The sequence below is a fragment of the Nocardia sp. CA-120079 genome (assembly GCF_050955745.1).
GTDB lineage: Bacteria > Actinomycetota > Actinomycetes > Mycobacteriales > Mycobacteriaceae > Nocardia.
Map to the genome: position 1 here is coordinate 7,024,569 of NZ_CP192088.1, position 18,094 is coordinate 7,042,662.

The window sequence follows — 18,094 nt, forward strand, 5'->3', positions numbered from 1 at the left end:
CCTGGCACCCGAGCACGTCATCTGCTGCCCACCGCCGATTCGTCGCCGACGTACGCCGACCACAGCTTGCGGTAGGGGCCATCGACTTCGAGAAGGTCGGCGTGGCGGCCGATTTGGAGCAGGCGGCCGTCGCCGACGACCAGGATGAGGTCGGCAGCGGCAGCGGTCGCCAGACGGTGTGCCACGACGATGGTGGTGCGGCCCGCGGTGAGCACATCGACGGCCGCGCGGACACGGGCGTCGGTCGCCAGGTCGAGAGACGCCGTCGCCTCGTCGAGGATGAGGATGTCGGGCTCCACCAGTTGGGCACGGGCCAGGGCAAGCAGTTGGCGCTGGCCCGCGGACAGCCCCGCACCGTGCGCGCCGATCGGCTGACGGTAGCCGTATTCGAGGGCGGCGATCATTTCGTGCGCGCCGACCGCACGTGCCGCCCATTCGATTTCGGCCGGGGTGGCGTCGGGTTTGCCGTAGGCGATGGCGGCGTGCACGGTGTCGCCGAACAGGAATGGTTCCTGCGGCACCACACCCAGGCGTTTGCGGTAGTCGCGCAACCGGTAGCCGCGGATATCGGCTCCGTCGACGAGTACCGCGCCGTCGGTGGTGTCGTACAGGCGCGCGAGCAGTTTCACCAGAGTGGATTTGCCCGCACCGGTTTCGCCGACCACGGCCACCTTCTCGCCGGGAGCGATCGTCACATCGATATCCGACAGCACCCGCGCACCGGCACTGTCGTAGGCGAAACCGACACCGCGGAACTCGATTTCGCCCGCGAGCCGGTCGACGGTGCGCGCATCGGGTGCGTCCGGTGTGGTGACGGGTTCACGCATCAGGGCGCCGATGCGCTCCACACCGACGACGGCCTGCTGATAGCTGTCGAAAACCTGCGACAGCTGCTGGATCGGCGCGAACAGCAGATCGATGTAGAGCAGAAATGCGATCAAAGTGCCTGCGGTGAGCGCATTCTCGCGAACCTGATGCACACCGACGGCGAGCACGGCGGCCGTGGCGATCACCGACATGATCTCGATGAACGGGAAGAACAGCGCCATCAGCGTCTGGCTGCGCAGGCGCGCATTGCGGTAACCCCAGGAGCGACGCTCGAATTCGCGCTGGTTGATCGCCTCCCTGCGATAGGCCTGCGTCACCGCGATGGTGTCGACATTCTCCTGCAGATAGGCGTTCGCGGCGCTGACCTGTTCGCGCGCAAGGTTGTACGCGGGCACCGAGGCTCGGCGGAACGCGACCGTGGCGGCCACCAGCACCGGCAGCAGTGCGAGCACAACCAGCGCCAGCTCGGCGTCGATCACTACCAGCGCGATCACCACGCCGCCGATGGTGAGTGTGCTGGTCAGCGCGACCGTCAGGCCCGTCTGCAGGAAGGTGGACAGCCCGTCCACGTCGGTGATCATCCGGGTCATGATGCGGCCGGCCAGTTCTCGCTCGTAGAACTGCAGACCCAGCCGTTGCAGTTGCGCGAAGACCTTCACCCGCAGGCCGTACAGCAACCGCTCCCCGGCGCGCCCGGTCACCCGCACCTGCGCGACGGTGATCGCCCAGTCCAAGACCACCAGCACCAGCGCCGAGGCCGCGGCCAGCAGCAGGACATCGCGGGCACCTACCAGCACACCTTGGTCGATACCGTAGCGCACCAGGAACGGAATGAGCGTCTGCGCCAGCGCGTCCAGTGCCACCAGTCCCAGCCCGGCCAGCAGCGGAATGGCGAACGGCCGCAGCAGTCGAGGCAGATCGAAGTTCGGCTCGGGAGTGTGTGAAAACTCGTCGGGCACATCGGGTTCACCACGCACGGCGGGCAACCGGCCGATCAGTGCGCGCACATCGCCGCTCGGCGGTGCGCTCGACATCATGCCGCCACCCAGGTGACCGCCCATGCCTCCGGGCCCGCCCGCGGCTCGCTGGGAGAATGCCTTCGCCATCTGCTCCAGCGTGCGCGACTCGTCACCGTCGGTGTCGGTGTGCACCCACAGTCCCGCGGTGGGCACGGGGTCGGTGACCGCGGTCAGATCGGCGGCGATACTCGCCGGATCGGGCGGGGTGAACAGGGTGTGGAACAGCTCACCGGAGGTCTGCAGCTCGTGCAGGGTACCGAGTTCGGCCACGCGCCCGCCGTCGAGCACAGCTACCCGGTCGGCCAGCGCCAGGGTCGAAATGCGGTGTGCCACCACGATTGTGGTGCGCCGATACACCTCCGCGGCGATGCGGGCGAAGATCTCCTCCTCCACCTGCGCGTCGATGGCTGAGGTGGCATCGTCGAGTACCAGCACCGGGGCGTCGGTGATCAGGGCGCGCGCCAACGCCAGTCGCTGCCGCTGCCCGCCGGAGAGTCGTTGTCCGCGTTCCCCGATGACGGTGTCCAGCCGCTCGGGCAGCGCTGCGACGAAATTCTCGGCGGCGGCCAGATACAGTGCGTGCCATACCTGTTCGTCGGTGGCGTCCGGACGCCCGTAGCAGACGTTGGCTAGCACGGTATCCGCCATCAGCGAGGTGTCCTCGAAGACCATCGCCACCCGGCTCCTGAGATCCGGTAGCTCGCGGATGTCGGTGCCGTCCAACAGAATCCGACCCGCATCGGGATCGAACAACCGCGGTAGCAGTTGCACCAGAATCGATTTGCCGGAACCCGCCGCACCCGCGATGGCGATGGTCTCCCCCGGCTCGATGGTGAGATCGAGTCCGTGCAGCACGGGTGGCTGACCTTCGAATGCGAAACGCACACCGTGGAATTCGATTCGCGGCGCGCCGTCCGAGGTGTCGACGACCTGGCCGGCGGTCGACTCGCTCGGCGGTGGCGTCTCGATCACCTCGCGTACTCGCTCCAGCGATGCCTTCCCTTGCTGGCTCACCGTCAGCAGCATGGAGAACATGCGGACCGGGGTGACGAACGACCCCAGGTAGGTCATGAATGCGAGAAATGTGCCCAGCGTGATGGACTGCCGCAATGCCAGCAGCCCACCGACGACCAGGACCAACGCCTGCCCGGCGGCGGGCACCGCCTGCATGACCGGCGTGAACCGACTGGTAATTCGCGTGACTCGCAACCGCGACCGATATAGATCACGAGCGGAAGCGGCCAACTGCTCGAGCTCGTGCGACTCCTGCCCGAACCCCTTCACCACCCGCACCCCGGCCACCGCGGCCTCCACCCGCATGGCGACCTCGGCGGCCCGGGCCTGCGCATCCCAGTTGGCCGGGAACAGCTCACGCTGACTGCGCGAGGTGATCAACCACAGCGCGGGCACCACCAGCAGTGCGATCACGCTCAGCACCGGCGACATCGACGCCATCAGCAACAGTGATACGGCGATCAGCACGACGTTGCCCGCAACCAGCGGAACCAGTTGCAGGAACATCTGGATCAGCGTCACATCGGTAATGGCGCGGCTGACCACCTGCCCGGTGTAGAGCCCGGCCCGCTGTCGTCCGTTCAGGCGCAGCAGCGCCGCGAACAGGTCACGGCGCAGATCGTGCTGCACATCCAGCGACAGCCGCGAGGATCCGGTCCGCCGCAGGTATCCCGCGACGAACCGGACGGACCCGATCGCCAACAGCACGAGCACCCACGGCAGCACCGACGCGGCCGTGGTGGTCAAGGTGTCGACCACATGCCGCACCAGCAGCGGCAGGATGGCCGTGAGTACCGCGGCCACCACCGAACCCACACACGCGACGATTACCGTCCGCCGATGTTGCGCGCAGCGCCGCAGCAGATAACGAATCCACCCGTCGGCAACTGCGTCGCCGGAACAGCCCGAGCCCGAACTCATCCGGCGACCACGAGGGCGTCCGCTTCGGAGAACTGGTTGGCGGGCCGGTCCAGGCCGTAGTGCCCGCGCAGCGTGGTCTCGGTGTATTCGGTGCGGAACAGCCCGCGCCGCTGCAGGATCGGCACCACCTCGTCGACGAATCGTTCCAGGCCCGAGGGCAGGACGGCGGGCATGATGTTGAATCCGTCCGCGGCGCCGCGGCTGAACCAGTCCTCGATGGTGTCGGCCACCTGTTCGGCGGTGCCCGCGAAGGTATGGTGACCGCGTCCGCCGCCGAGCCGTCCGATCAGCTGACGCAGCGTAAGACGTTCGCGCCGAGCCAGATTCACGATGAGAGTAAATCGGCTCTTGGCGCCCTGGATCTCGTCCTCGGTGGGCAGATTCTCCGGCAGTTCGCTGTCCAGGTCGAGGTCCTCCACCGGAATGCCCCAGGTGCGGGCCAGCTGACGCTTCGCGTATTCGGGCGAGATCAGCCGCTCGAGTTCGGCGTCGAGTTCGCGGGCGTGCTCCTCGGTGTCGCCGATGACGGGCACGATGCCCGGCAGGATCTTGATGGTCTCCGGATCGCGGCCGAGTGCGATAGCGCGGCGCTTCAGGTCGGTGTAGAACTCGAGGCCGTCCTCGATCGTCTGCTGGGCGGTGAACACCGCTTCGGCGTAGCGGGCGGCGAATTCCTTACCGTCCTCGGAGGATCCGGCCTGCACCAGCACCGGATAGGCCTGCGGCGAGCGCGGCACGTTCAGCGGACCCGCGACCTTGAAGAAGTGGCCCTCGTGTTCGATCTTGCGGACCTTGTCCGGATCGGTGTGGAGTCCGGATTCCTTATCGGCGATTACGGCGTCGTCCTGCCAACTGTCCCACAATTTCGTTGCGACATCGACGAATTCGGCGGCCTTCTCGTAGCGCAGCTTGTGGTCCGGGACATCGTCGAGCCCGAAATTTCGCGCCGCGTCCGCACCCGCGGTGGTCACGATATTCCAGCCGACGCGCCCGTTCGACACCCAGTCCACCGACGCGAACCGGCGCGCCAGATTGAACGGCGAGTTGTAGCTGGTGGACGCCGTGGCGATGAGCCCGATCCGCGAGGTCTGCACGGCGATCGCGGTGAGCAGAACCGTCGGCTCCAGCTTGCCGCTGGGGCGACGACCGGTATCGCCGAAGAGCACCGGGCTGTCGGCGAAGAAGATGGAATCCAGCTTCCCGCGTTCGGCGATGCGGGCGAGGTTCACGTAATGCTCGATTTTGGTGTTCGAGTGCGGATCGGATTCCGGCAGCCGCCACGAGGCCTCGTGGTGGCCGGTCGACATGAGAAATGCGTTGAGGTGCAACTGTTTCGACATGATATTCCTTTTCAGACTCCGGCCGGAACGACGCCGAGCGCGGTCAGTAGGGTGCGGCGGATGCGCTGGAATTCCGGTTGGCCCGGATCGCGCTCGGCCGGCAGTTCGATGGGTAGGTCGACGGTGAGGCGGCCGGCGTCGAGCACCAGCACCCGCTGCGCGAGGGTGATCGCCTCGTCCACGTCATGGGTGACGAGCAGGACGGTCGGGGTGTGGCGCTGGATCAGATCGCGCAGCAATTCGTGCATCTTGATGCGGGTCAGCGCGTCCAGCGCGCCGAACGGTTCGTCGGCTAACAGCAGGTCCGGTGCGCCGACCAAGGCTCGGGCCAGCGCCACCCGCTGCTGTTCGCCGCCGGACAACTCCGACGGCCAGGCGCGTTCGCGTCCGGCCAGCCCGACCTCCGACAGCAGGGACTTTCCGGCTTCGCGGTGGTTGCGCGGCTGCCCGTACAGCACATTGGCCAGCACCCGCTGCCAGGGCAGCAATCGCGAATCCTGGAATACCACAGCGGTTTTCGCAGGTACACGCAGTGACCCGGAACCCTGGACATCGTGATCGAGCCCGGCCAAGGCCCGCAGCAGCGTGCTCTTACCGGAACCGCTGCGGCCGAGCAGGGCGACGAATTGGCCCGGCGGGATGGTCAGCGTGATCTCCTCCAGGACGGTCCGGTCCCCGAAGGAGCGGACCAGGTCCCGGGTCCGGACGCCTAGGTCGCGATCGTGCGACGCCATGACAGCACCTTGCCTTCGAGCAGACGGATACCGGCATCGGAGATCAGTCCGAATACGCCGTAGATGAGCAGGCAGAACAGGATGACATCGGCTTGTCCGTAGTTCTGGGCGCTGCTCATGAGCTTGCCCAATCCGTCTGTGGCATTGACGGATTCGACGACAACCAGGGCCAGCCAGGAGCCGGTGACCGACAGTCGCAGCCCGAGGAAGAATCCGGGCAGGGAGCCGGGGATGACCACCCGGCGGATGAAATCCCAGCGCGAAACCCCCTGCACCTCCGACAGTTCCACGAATCGCTTGTCGATGGTGGTGAGCGAGGCGTGGGTCTGCAGGTACATGGTGACGAGCACACCGAAGGTGATCAGCACGATCTTGAACGTCTCACCGATGCCGAGCCACAGGATCATCAGCGGAATCAGGCCGAGGGTGGGGATGGCCCGCTTGACCTGCAGGGGGCCGTCGATCAGCGACTCGCCCAGGCGGGAAAGGCCCGCCAGCAGCGCCAGCACCGTACCGACGAGCACACCGACGCCGAGGCCGAAGGCCGCACGGCGCAGCGAGGCGGCGACATTCTCGCCGAGTGTGCCGTCGCGGAACAGGTCCCAGCCGGTCTCGAGCACGGTCCAGGGCGCGGACAGTTTGCGTTCGTCCAGTAGACCGAAATGGATGCTCGCCGTCCATGCGGCCAGCACCAGGGCCACACCGAGCAGACGGGCGAACGGCACCGGTTTGCGCAGTCCGAGTCGGCGCAGGCGACGTCGAGCCACGAACCCCTCATCGGTCCTCGGTATCGACAGTGCGGTGCGCGGTAATGCGAGTGTCATTGCGACTCCTTGGTCCGGTACTGCGCGGGCACCGCCTCGTTGGCGATATGTTCGAAGCGCCGATCGAACAACGCGGCGGCGTCGAAACTCTTACCGAAGTAACCGGAGCGGGTGACCAGCTCGATGGTTTCCTGTTCCCATTTGATCGCGTCATCCCAATTCGATGGGTAATAGGGCTTTTCGACCGTGCTCAGGATCCGCCTGCCGTCCTCGGCCGAAACCTTCTGATCCTTCACGTAATACGCGTCGAGCCATTGATCTCGATGCTCCCAGGCCCAGATATCGGCGCGCGCCCAGATTTTCACGAATTCGGTGACGGCGGCGAGTTTCGCGGAGTCCTGCAGCACCGCCGTCGGCGTCCACAGGATGGTCAGTGCGTCCACTGCGGGAGTAGCAATGGCGCGTGCGCCCTGAGCACCGTACTGGGCGAGATATTTCGTCGTCGAGGGCTCCGCGAGCGGTGCGACGTCGATTTGCTTGCCTTGTAATGCGGTCAGGAATTGCGGACTGTTCAATTCCACCAGCTTGACTTCGTTCAAGCCGATGCCCGCGGCCTGCAGCGTACGTAGCACCACCACGCCCTGCGCTTGCCCAGGTGAGAAGCCGATTCGCTTGCCGCGCAGGTCGGCGAGGGTGTTGATACCCGAATTCGGGGCGGTCGCCAGCTGATACATCGGGGTGGAGCGCACCTTGACGCCGACGATCTTCGCGTCCACACCGGTGGCGTGGGCGTGGATCGGCGGGATTCCCGCATTGCTCGCCACGTCCAGTGCGCCACCGCGAAAAGCCTGAATGACATCCGGCCCCGCGGACACGACGGGCCATTCGGAAACGGTGAACGGCAACGTATTCGACTGACCGGAAGCCTCGAGGGCGACACGGGTGGTATTCACCGAAATAGACAGTTTGGTGCCCGGTGGCACACTGGTCGGCAGTGCGGCCGAAAGAGCGGTATCTCCGCCGTCAGGGGTAGCGCAGCCGCTGATGAAAAGCGCTGTCGCTACCAGGAGCCCTAATCCATATATGGCGGATCGCATCGCTCGCTCCTGATTCGTCTGTATTGGAAAGCATTGAGGGAATCCGAGGGGCGATGACAGGCGAGGCATTCGAACCGGATCGCGGTTGTGTGATCTTCCATGTATCGACTTTGACGGAAGACATTGCGGTAGGGCAACATTCGTTCGACTTAAAATAACTGCGAATCAAAGTCGCGCGTCCGACAGCGGCGTCACCTCCCCCGGCGCGGCGGCGGTGACCACCGAGAGTGGGTCGGTGAACAGCTGCTGGAGCACCACGGTGCCCGCGGCGGTCTCGAGCGCATGTCCGAGGAACGACGATCCAGTGATGACCTCCTCGGGACGCTCACACGCCGAGAACCGTCGCACCGCATCGAGATAGGTGGCACGCACGCCCGGCACCCGAACCAAGGCCGGATCGACGATCACCACGGCGTCCGGATCCAGCAGGTCGATCACGACCGCGACCACCCGACCCAATACCGTCGCCCGTTCCACGAACAGCGCCTGCGCCGTTTCGTCCCAGCCCGCGACCTCTATGAGATCCCGGAGACCACGCACCGGCAGCGACGCCCGCTGCGCGCGGGCCACCAGCGCGCGATCGGCGCATTCCGCCAGCGCCGACTCCGCGGACTCGCCGGCGACCAGCCGAGTGATCGCGCCCGCGGCCGAGCGCGGGCCGTAGTGCACGCGCCCGTGCACCGCGAACGCCACATCGATCACATTGCCCGCGAACAGCACCACCGTCGCCGCCGCATCGCGCGCATGTCCGAACAACTGCTCGGCGTGCACGAGGGCGCGCGTATGACTGTCCAAGGTCACCGGAAGACCGGTTTCATCCGAAAGATACTGCCGCACAGCGACATTTCGCCAAGGTAGGGTGCCGTGGTCGACGACCGCACCGGCGGAGGTGTCGACCCAGCCGCCGATCGCGACCCCCAGACCGAGTACGCGTTCGGTCAATTCACCCCGCAGGCGACACACTTCGGCGGCAGCGGCGGCCAGAATCGCGTCCGGATCCAGGCTGATATGCGGCACCCGATGCGAAAGCCGCACCGCCCCGGCGATATCCAGTACGGCGACCGTGGTGTGCTCGGCGGCGATATGCACCCCGATCACCACATTGCCCGCGACATTCAACATCAGCGGCGAATGCGGACGGCCCATCCCGGCCGGCCCTGCCGTCTCCGGCAGTTCGGTCAGCAAACCCGCCGTCCGCAGCGCACGCACCTGCGTGGTCACCGTCGCGGGCGACAATCCCGCCAGCCGAGCGATCTCACTACGCGGCGCCGTCCCCTGCCCGAGCACCGCACGCAAGACCGCCCCCGCACTATTGCCCCCAGCCACCACCGTCATCTCACCCTCGGTCAACCCGACCGGGACATCATCGACCCCGCCCGACCCGAACGACACCCTTGCGCTCGAGCCGATTCTGAGCACGCGCCCGGGCGGCATCACTCGAATTTCTTACCGCTTCCGTCCGACCTGGCGCTGTCCGAACCCGATTGCCGCCCTCGATCCGGATAGCGAGAGCGGCAGCCGAATTCAGGCCGACACCGTGGACCGGATATTCGGCAGACCGAGGTTGTCGCGCAGCGTGGTTCCGGTGTATTCGGTGCGCAACACGCCGCGGTCCTGGAGCAGCGGCACCACCTGGTCGACGAATTCATCGATGCCCCATGGCACCAGATGCGAGCCGAGGATGAAGCCGTCGGAGCCGTCGTTCTGGACGAAGGTGTCGATCTGCTCGGCGACCTGAGCGGGAGTGCCGACCAAGGGCCCGCGTTCGAACTGATCGATCACGACCTCGCGCAGGGTGAGTTTCTTCGCCTCGGCGACCTGGCGCAGGCGCTCAACCGTGGCGAACCGGTCCTGATGCACGAAGGCGCGCCCCTGGATAATCGGTGGCGCATCGGGATCCGGATCGATATCGGGTACCGGGCCCTCCGGGTCGTATCCGGACAGGTCCCGGTTCCAGATCTGTTCCAGCAGGATCAGCGCGGTCTGTCCGGTGACCTGCTCGTTGCGCACCGCATGGAACTTCTCGATGGCCTCGTCCTCGGTATCGCCCAGCACGAAACTCGCCGACGGCAGGATCTTGATGTCGTCGGCCGCACGGCCCGCCGCGACCGCGCGCGCCTTGATATCGCGGTAGAAGTCCGCGGCCTCCGGCAGCTTGCCGTACGGGGAGAAGATGGCGTCGGCATTGGCGGCGGCGAAGGCGCGGCCCTGCGGTGAGACACCTGCCTGCAGGATCACCGGCCGACCCTGCGGGCTACGCGGCACGGTGAATCGCCCGGAGATATCGAATTGGTTGCCGTGGAAGGCGAATGCTCCGGCATCGGGGCGGGCTAGGAAGCGGCCGGACTCCTTGTCGGCGACGATATCGGCGGCGTCCCACGAATCCCAAAGGACGCGAACGGCATTCAGTGTCTCCTCGGCCCGCACATAGCGGTCCGCCGGATCGAGGAAGCCGCCGCGGCGGAAGTTCTGGCCGGTGAAGGCGTCGAAGGAGGTCACCACATTCCAGGCGGCGCGACCGCCGGACAGGTGGTCCAGGCTCGCGAGCTGGCGGGCCAACTCGTAGGGCTCATTGAAGGTGGCGTTGATCGTGCCCGCGAGCCCGAGATGTTCGGTGACCGCGGCGATCGAGGCGAGCACCGTGAAGGTATCGGGGCGGCCGATGATGTCCTGATCGAAGATCTTGCCAGCGCGTTCGCGCAGGATGAGACCTTCGGCGAGGAAGAAGAAGTCGAATTTGCCGCGTTCGGCGGTGCGGGCGGTGTGTTCGAAACTGCTGAAATCGATCTGGCTGCCCGCCTCGGGATGCCACCAGGCGGTGTGGTGGTTGACCCCGCCGAGGTAGGCGCCCAGGATGACCTGCTTACGTGGAGTACTCATGCTGACCTCGCTCAGGCTGTCGCGTAACGGTTGGGAACGTCGGTGGGCAAGCCGAGCAGCGCGCGCAGCGAACCATCCGGATAGCCGGTGCGGAACACACCGCGACGTTGCAGGGCGGGAACGAGCCGGTCGGCGATAGCGGCGAGGTCATCGACCGCGACACCCGGCCGCAACCGGAAGCCGTCGATGCCCTGCTCGCTCCATTCGATGAGCAGATCGGCGAGGTCCTCGGCGCTGCCCGCGAAAATCCCGGCATCCGAGGTGAATTCGGCACCGGCGAGCTCGTTCAACCGCGCCAGTCGCTGCGGACCGGTCGCTTCGCCGGTATCGAGGAATACGACGATATCGGCATAGACCCGCAGCGGTTCGCCCGAGCGCTCCACTCGCGCAGCCGCAGCCGCGACCTGCTCCAGAATCGCGCCGGGACCGGCCTCGCGACTCGGCGTGACGAAGGCCAGATCGGCTGAGCGAGCGGCGAATTCGTAGATCAGCGGACCGTGCGCCAGCGCCGCCACCACCGGCTGCCCCTGGGGCGGACGCGGTGTGATGGATGGCCCACGGACACTGAAGAAGCGGCCCTCGAAATCGATGTAGTGCAGTTTGTCTCGATCGATGAAGCGGCGGGCGGCCACATCGCGGATCTCCGCATCGTCCTCCCAGCTGTCCCACAGCCGCCGCGCCACCTCGACCGCGTCGTCGGCTTCGTCGAACAGATCGTGCACCTGACTCGGAAAGACTCCCGACGCAACAGCTTCCGCGATATCGGCGGCGGTGAGTTCGTGCACTTCGCGACGGCCGAAGTGCGCGGCCTCCTCGGCGCTGCTGGATACCCGCACCTGCCAGCCCGCCCGGCCACGTGAGGTGTAGTCGAGGGTGGCGATCGATTTGGCAACGTGGAACGGTTCGGTATGGGTGACGGTCACGGTCGGGATGAGCCCGATGTGCCGGATGACCGGCGCGACTCGCGCGGCGATCAGATTGGCATCGATCCGGGCCCTGACCTGGTCGACGGCGTCATCGGACGGCTCGTGCGGCGTGCCCGGAACCCGCAGTGTGTCCTCGATGCCGACGAAATCCAGCAGGCCGCGCTCCGCGGTGGCGACCAGATCCGTCCAGTAGCCGGGGCTGAACAGCTCGGCGGGTCGGGAGTTCGGCTCCCGCCACGCGGCCGGATGCCAGCCTGCTCCATCGAGCGCGACGCCGAGATGTAGTTGTTTCGGTGCCATCGTCTCCCGTTCCTGTGCATTCGCGAATGTCATGTCCTCCCAACGCGCGCAATCGCTGGTGCGTCGGGCGTAGTCGACTCCGACCGGACGCTGCGCTGCCTGGTCCGACTCCGCGCAGACCGAATATGGCGTGGCCAGGCGATATTCGTGGCGAACCGACCTGGTGGTGTCAACGATTGAGATCAGCTCGAGCGCGGGGAAATACGCTGCGAGTCGACTACCACCGGATAGAAATTCCGCTGAGCACAATCGGTGCCGACATTCGTGCGCCTCGCTAACGTTCTCAGGTCGGACCCTGTTGCGGAGGACTGCGCGATGACCACCGAGTCGACCATCGACATCAATACTGCACTGCACCCGCTCGACGATCCCGTGCGGGCATCGCTGCGCGGCGAGCACCGCCGCTTCGCCAGCTGGGTGGGCCGCATCGGCCGCTACGACCCGGACGTCGCCAGATTCATCGGCCATCCGCCCGTACTGGACGAACAGGATTGGTCCGATCTGGCCACCCTGCTCGGACCGAGCGGCAGCACCGCACTGCGCGGCTACGGCCATGTGCCGCCGGATGGGTGGACCGTGCTGAACGAATTCGGTTCGGTACAAATGGACGGCACCGGACTACGCGTCGCCCACGATCCGGAACTCGAGGTCCTCACCGCCGCCGATGTGCCGGAGATCCTGGAGCTGATCGCCCGCACCGAACCCGGCCCTTATGCGCCTCGGACCATCGAAATGGGCACCTACCTAGGGATTCGGGTGGACGGCAAGCTGGTGGCAATGGCGGGTGAGCGCCTGCACCCGCCGGGCTGGACCGAGATCAGCGCCGTGTGCACCGATGCCGAATTCCGCGGCCGTGGGTTCGCCTCCCGATTGACCCGGGCGGTCGGCGCACGCATCCGGGCGCGCGGCGAAACACCGTTCCTGCACGCCGTCGCCCACAATGCGACGGCGATAAGTCTGTACGAGACGTTGGGATTCACCCTGCGCAAGCGTTCGTTGTTGACCCTCGTGCAGGCACCATCATCCACCGTCTCCGCATCGACGCCGAATTAGTGCCGCGTCCAGCTTGCTTGTGCTGCGCTATCCGCCTCCGGCGGCTCGCCGAGCGCAGTGATATGGCGGTCGAATTCGCCGCAGGCGACCACCATTCGACTACGCTCGACGGATCCCGGGCCGAGCAGCGATACGGCAGAAGCTGTCTGGACACGGCGCTAGCCGACTTCCTGTATTCAAGGCTCAGGTAGCGGGGGGAGTTCCAGGTTCTCGCGGAAAGTGCCACCGACATAGTCGTTTCCGACGATTCCCCGGCGGCGCAATTCGGGCAGCAGTCCATTGGTGACGAAATCCCGAGTTCGGGCATCGGCCAGGCCGCCCAGCGAGATGACATCGAGAACCCCTGCGCGATAACGCTCTTCGACAGCATCAGCCAATTGTTCGGGCGTTCCGGCCGCCGCCCAGTGCCCGGTATCCTTCGCAGCGATGATCAGCTCACGCAGCGTACGACCCGATGCCGCCAGCTTGGTGAAGATCTCCACCCGCCCGCGACGACGATTCACCGAATTCGGTTCCGGTAGCAGCGTTTCCGGGATCGGCCGATCCAGCGGAAGTTCCGAAAGGTCGATACCGCCGCCGAACATATCGGCCAATTGGATTCGGCCCGCATCGAAGTCTGTCGCCTCGGCCGCCTCCCGGACCAGCCGGCGCGCCTCTTCTTCCGTTGCCCCATAAGTCGCATGGAACGAACTCATGATCAGTGGTAAGCCTTGTGCGCGACCGAGTTCCGTCGCGCGGGCGCGAATCGTCTTGGTATAGGTCACCGCATCTTCGAGCGTCGGCAGCGAGGTGAAGACCACCTCGGCGAACCGCGCGCCGAGCTCGATTCCGCCCGCCGATTGACCGGCCTGGAATTGGACCGGTCGGCGCTGTGGCAACGGCGGGATATTGAGCGGACCGCGCACCGTGAAGTATTGCCCCGCATACTCGATCGGACGCACCTTGGTCGCGTCGAGGACCGCGCCACCGTTGCCGTCGGGTGTCAGCGCACCCGGCTCCCAGCTGTCGAACAGCGCATTGATCACCTCGAGTGATTCGGTCGCACGCGCATACCGCTGCTCCGGGCTCGGCAGCTCCTGATCGCCATAGTTCTCCTCACCCACCGAGGATGTGACGACGTTCCAAGCGGCGCGGCCGTTGCTCACATGGTCGAGCGTTCCGAACAGCCGGGCGAGATTGTAGGGGTGGTGGAAGGTACTGGTCACGGTGGCGATCAAGCCGACGTGCGAGGTCACCGCGCTCAATGCGGACAGCAAGATCAGCGGCTCCTGCGCGCCGATCGCTCCCTGTGCGCCGAAGCTCAGCAGGTCGGCGGCGAACAGGGCGTCGAACTTGTTTGCTTCGGCGATTTTCGCGATTTCGATCGAGGACGCGACCGTCGATTCACGCGGATCGATCGCGGCCGCATAGACGCTCACCGCGCCGCTGACTCCGGTAACTGTTTTCAACGGCCGACGTCGTACAGAGCTCATTTGCTCGAGACAACCGTATTACGCTCCCGCAGAACAGGTTTGCGATCAGATCGAATGCAAGTCCGCCCGGTCGGATTCGGAAAGCGACCTGGTTGCTTTCAGAACCGGCTGTCGTTGACGTCCTCCTCACGGCTGAAGCCGGGGGATTCCAACCTTGCCGGTTGGAGGTTCCTGCTTCACGGACCGCCCAAGCAGTAGTCGCGGCTCCTGGAAAACCACCGCGCAGCGCGGGTCGATGCCGCGCATCGGCCGACCGTCCAGCACGACTTCGCCCTCGGTCGGCTCGTCCAACCCGGCGATGACCCGCAGCAGTGTCGATTTCCCACTGCCGGACGGACCGACCAGCGCGATCACCTCACCCGGCGCGATCTGCAATTCGATATCGCGCAGGACGGTGTGGGCGCCGAAACTGCGGCCGAGGCCGCGCAATGCGACCCCGGCGGCACGACTGGCAGTGGGTGACACGTCGACTACTGAGCGGCAGCGAATCCGCCGCGCAGATCGGCGACGATGTCATCGATCCCCTCGATGCCGACCGCGAGACGGACCAGACCCGGGGTGACACCGGCCGCCAACTGCTCTTCCGGAGTCAGCTGGGAGTGGGTGGTCGAGGCCGGATGGATCACCAGCGAACGCACATCGCCGATATTGGCGACATGGCTGTGCAGCGTGAGCGCCTCGACGAAACGCTTACCCGCATCGATCCCACCGGCCAATTCGAAGCCGATCACCGCGCCGACGCCCTTGGGCGCGAGGGTGCGGCCGCGCTCGTACCACGGGGAGGACGGCAGCCCGGCGTAGGACACCGAGGTCACCTCCGGACGGGCCGCGAGGAAGTCCGCCACCGCCTTCGCGTTCTGCACATGCCGTTCGATCCGCAGACTCAGCGTCTCCAGACCCTGGCTGATCAGGAAGGCGTTGAACGGCGAGACAGCCGAGCCGAGATCGCGCAGCAGTTGCACCCTGGCCTTGAGGGCATAGGCGGGAGCGCCGAGGTCGGCGTACACCACACCGTGGTAGCTCGGGTCCGGCGTGGTGAAGCCGGGGAATCGGCCGCCGGTCCAATCGAAGGTGCCGCCGTCGACGATCACGCCCGCGATGGCCGCACCGTGGCCGCCCAGATACTTGGTCGCCGAATGCACCACGATATCGGCGCCGTGGGCGAGCGGCTGGATCAGATACGGCGTCGCGACGGTATTGTCGAGGATCAGCGGAACGCCTGCGGCATGGGCGATTTCGGCGATGCCAGGAATGTCGAAGATGTGGTTCTGTGGGTTGGAGATCGTTTCGCCGTACAGCGCCTTGGTATTCGGCCGGATCGCCGCGCGCCACTGGTCCAGATCGTCCGGATCGTCGACGAAGCTGACCTCGATGCCCAGTTTGGGCAGCGAGTAGCGGAACAGGTTGTAGGTGCCGCCGTAGAGCCGCGGGCTGGACACGATGTGATCGCCCGCACCGGCGATATTGAGGATCGCGAAGGTCTCCGCGGCCTGTCCGGAGGCCAGCAGCAGCGCCGCGACACCGCCCTCCAGCGCCGCGATGCGCTGTTCCACGGCATCCTGGGTCGGGTTCATGATGCGGGTGTAGATATTGCCCGGCTCGGCGAGACCGAACAGCGCCGCAGCGTGCGCGGTATCCCGGAACGTGTAGGAAGTGGTCTGGTAGATCGGCAGCGCGCGGGCATTGGTCGTGCCGTCCGGCGCCTGTCCGACATGGATCTGCTTGGTCTCGAAGCTCCAGTCGGCGCTCGGGTCGGCCTGGGTCTGGTCGCTGGTGGTCACATCAACGGACACTAAGAAGCGCCCGGCATGGCGTCGAGCATTACATTCAGCCGGAACCGAATCCGGGCCCGCGGGCAGCGCCCGAAACCATAGTCGCGATCGACTCTGATTCTTTTATCAGATACGATTCTGATAACGGAATCAATGGGAAAGAGGACATGGTGACAGGCGTGGTGGGCAACCGCATCGACAGGCGGCGTGAGCGGACGCGCAATGCGCTGCTCGGGGCGGCACGGAAGTTCCTGTCGGAGGGGCGATCCGCGGTCAGCATCCAGGAGATCACCGATGCCGCCGATGTCGGATTCGGCTCGTTCTACAACCACTTCCAGTCCAAGGAGCAGTTGTTCGACGAGGCCGTGCGGTCGGTACTGCAGATCTACAGCGAGATGCGCGACGAGATCGTCGCCATGTACGACGATCCCGCCGAGGTATTCGCGGTGAGCTTCCGGATGACCGGGCGGCTGCAGCGCCAGATCCCGGAGGGCGTGCGGGTCATCCTGAATTCCGGTACGTCGGTGCTGCTGCGCGACGAGGGCTTGGGCCCGCGGGCCCGCCGCGACATCATGGCCGCCCAGGAGGCGGGCCGATTCGAGCCAATGGACCCCGATATGGCGCTGATGGCCGCGGGCGGGGCGCTGCTTGGACTGCTGCAACTGTTGGACGCCCGGCCCGACGCCGACGCCGGGGCGCTCACCGACGAGATGACCCTGCATGTGCTGCGGATGTTCGGTATGAACAAGCGCTCGGCGCAGAAGCTGGTATCCAGCGAATTGCCGCCGCAGCCCCAGCTGTGATCAGCCGTTGACCGCTGCGGCCAGTCGCGGCAGCTGCCGCAGCGGATTGTGGTGTTCGACCTCCATGCGCTGGTCGGCGTCGAAGATCTCGCTTAGTCCGGGCGCGGGATCGTGCGAACCGCTCTGCGGGAGAGTGAGTGCGCTGAAGGGCCAGTCGGAACCGAAGACGATGTGGTCACGGCTGGTCACGGCGAGGGTGCCGGCCATCGCGGCCGCCGAACCGCTCAGCGCGGTGTCGTAGTAGAACCGCGAGATCTGGTTCTTCATATCGAGCACCGACGGATTCGGCAGGTCTTGCGGCCACAGCTCGCCCAGCACCGTTTGCGACGCGACACTGATGCGCCAGGACAGGAACGGCACGGTCCCGCCCGCGTGCGCGAGCTGGAAGCGAATGTTGGGATACCGCTGGGTCATTCCGGTGACCATCATCATGGTCGCCGCGCGCGTCGTGTCGAAAGTGAACTCCTCCAGGAAGTCCGGCAGCGGCAGCTTGGGCTTGGCCGCATCCGGAATGGCGGCAGGATGCACGAAGACGTAGGCATTGCGCTGGTTCAACGCGATCATCAGCGGTTCGAAGCGCGGATCACCGAGGTAGACACCGTCATAGGCCGACAGCAGGATCACACCGTCGAGGTGCAGTTCGTCCAGCGCGTAGATCGCCTCGGTGATCGAGGCCGCGATATCGGGCATCGGCAGCACGGCGAATGCGCCGAACCGCGTGGGATCGGACCGGAACAGACCGGCGGCATAGGTATTGCAGTAGCGGGCCATATCGCTGGCCTCTTTACCGGCCAGGAACGACACCCCCGGATCCGATACCGACAGTGCTTGGGCCTGGATGCCGTAGTAGTCCATGAAGGCCACCGCCGCCTCCGGGGACCACTGCGGTGTCGGGTAGCCACCGATGGTGAGGTGACCGTGATCCAGCAGTGCGGCACGGTAATCCGGTGGCAGGAAGTGCGCGTGCAGGTCGATGCGGTAGGTGCCCGACGGCGCGGGCTGCTGGGCGCGGGCCGGTGCGGTATAGGCGCTCGGCAGCGCTGCGACGGCAGCCGCACCGAACGTGCCGGCAACAACGCCACCGAGGGCACGCCGACGACTGACCGCCAGCGGGGCCTCTGCACGAGGACCGTTCACAGAACTTCACCTTTCGTGTTCATGACAGCAGTCC

The 18,094-nt window shown here is 66.0% G+C and carries 13 protein-coding genes and 1 pseudogene; 2 read left to right on the forward strand and 12 right to left on the reverse strand.

The window, feature by feature from the left end:
* Positions 1-17: 17 nt before the first annotated feature.
* The 8 genes from ACQPYR_RS32470 to ACQPYR_RS32505 form a co-directional block, all read right to left on the reverse strand.
* Positions 18-3,782: an ABC transporter ATP-binding protein gene (locus ACQPYR_RS32470; RefSeq protein WP_433622667.1), complete on the reverse strand. Its 3,765-nt coding sequence runs from the start codon at positions 3,780-3,782 to the stop codon at positions 18-20.
* Complete coding sequence (locus ACQPYR_RS32475) at positions 3,779-5,122, reverse strand: LLM class flavin-dependent oxidoreductase (RefSeq protein ID WP_433622668.1); 1,344 nt, start codon at positions 5,120-5,122, stop codon at positions 3,779-3,781. Before ACQPYR_RS32475 ends, ACQPYR_RS32470 begins: the two co-directional genes overlap by 4 nt.
* Before the next feature lie 11 nt (positions 5,123-5,133).
* Positions 5,134-5,856 (reverse strand): ABC transporter ATP-binding protein, encoded by a 723-nt coding sequence (locus ACQPYR_RS32480; RefSeq protein ID WP_433622669.1) that lies wholly within the window; start codon positions 5,854-5,856, stop codon positions 5,134-5,136.
* On the reverse strand, positions 5,832-6,680 hold the full coding sequence (locus ACQPYR_RS32485) for an ABC transporter permease (RefSeq protein WP_433622670.1): 849 nt from the start codon (positions 6,678-6,680) through the stop codon (positions 5,832-5,834). The genes ACQPYR_RS32480 and ACQPYR_RS32485 overlap by 25 nt, the downstream gene beginning before the upstream one ends.
* Positions 6,677-7,573: an ABC transporter substrate-binding protein gene (locus tag ACQPYR_RS32490; RefSeq protein ID WP_433622671.1), complete on the reverse strand. Its 897-nt coding sequence runs from the start codon at positions 7,571-7,573 to the stop codon at positions 6,677-6,679. The genes ACQPYR_RS32485 and ACQPYR_RS32490 overlap by 4 nt, the downstream gene beginning before the upstream one ends.
* Positions 7,574-7,882: 309 nt before the next feature.
* The gene (locus ACQPYR_RS32495; RefSeq protein WP_433622672.1) at positions 7,883-9,109 is read right to left on the reverse strand and encodes an ROK family transcriptional regulator; all 1,227 of its coding nucleotides are present in this window, start codon (positions 9,107-9,109) and stop codon (positions 7,883-7,885) included.
* 132 nt (positions 9,110-9,241) lie between these two features.
* Positions 9,242-10,597 (reverse strand): NtaA/DmoA family FMN-dependent monooxygenase, encoded by a 1,356-nt coding sequence (locus ACQPYR_RS32500; RefSeq protein ID WP_433622673.1) that lies wholly within the window; start codon positions 10,595-10,597, stop codon positions 9,242-9,244.
* Positions 10,598-10,608: 11 nt separating this feature from the next.
* The gene (locus ACQPYR_RS32505) at positions 10,609-11,856 is read right to left on the reverse strand and encodes an LLM class flavin-dependent oxidoreductase (protein WP_433622674.1); all 1,248 of its coding nucleotides are present in this window, start codon (positions 11,854-11,856) and stop codon (positions 10,609-10,611) included.
* Between the two features lie 282 nt (positions 11,857-12,138).
* Here ACQPYR_RS32505 and ACQPYR_RS32510 point away from each other — a divergent pair, with 282 nt between their 5' ends.
* The gene (locus tag ACQPYR_RS32510) at positions 12,139-12,876 is read left to right on the forward strand and encodes a GNAT family N-acetyltransferase (RefSeq protein WP_433622675.1); all 738 of its coding nucleotides are present in this window, start codon (positions 12,139-12,141) and stop codon (positions 12,874-12,876) included.
* 176 nt (positions 12,877-13,052) lie between these two features.
* Here ACQPYR_RS32510 and ACQPYR_RS32515 read toward each other — a convergent pair whose 3' ends face one another.
* The 3 genes and pseudogenes from ACQPYR_RS32515 to ACQPYR_RS32525 all read right to left on the reverse strand — a co-directional run bounded on the left by ACQPYR_RS32515 (position 13,053) and on the right by ACQPYR_RS32525 (position 16,129).
* Positions 13,053-14,348, reverse strand: coding sequence for an NtaA/DmoA family FMN-dependent monooxygenase (locus ACQPYR_RS32515; protein ID WP_433622676.1), 1,296 nt, complete (start codon positions 14,346-14,348; stop codon positions 13,053-13,055).
* Positions 14,349-14,525: 177 nt separating this feature from the next.
* Positions 14,526-14,777 (reverse strand): annotated as a pseudogene (locus ACQPYR_RS32520) (ATP-binding cassette domain-containing protein); the annotation flags it as partial.
* A gap of 41 nt (positions 14,778-14,818) precedes the next feature.
* A complete protein-coding gene (locus tag ACQPYR_RS32525) occupies positions 14,819-16,129 on the reverse strand; it encodes a bifunctional o-acetylhomoserine/o-acetylserine sulfhydrylase (protein WP_433622677.1) in 1,311 nt (436 codons plus the stop codon).
* 158 nt (positions 16,130-16,287) lie between these two features.
* Here ACQPYR_RS32525 and ACQPYR_RS32530 point away from each other — a divergent pair, with 158 nt between their 5' ends.
* Entirely contained in the window at positions 16,288-16,923 is a 636-nt protein-coding gene (locus tag ACQPYR_RS32530; protein ID WP_433622678.1) for a TetR/AcrR family transcriptional regulator, read from the forward strand.
* Here the strand turns inward: ACQPYR_RS32530 and ACQPYR_RS32535 are convergent, their stop codons facing one another.
* Positions 16,924-18,060 (reverse strand): amidohydrolase family protein, encoded by a 1,137-nt coding sequence (locus tag ACQPYR_RS32535; RefSeq protein WP_433622679.1) that lies wholly within the window; start codon positions 18,058-18,060, stop codon positions 16,924-16,926.
* Between the last annotated feature and the right edge of the window lie 34 nt (positions 18,061-18,094).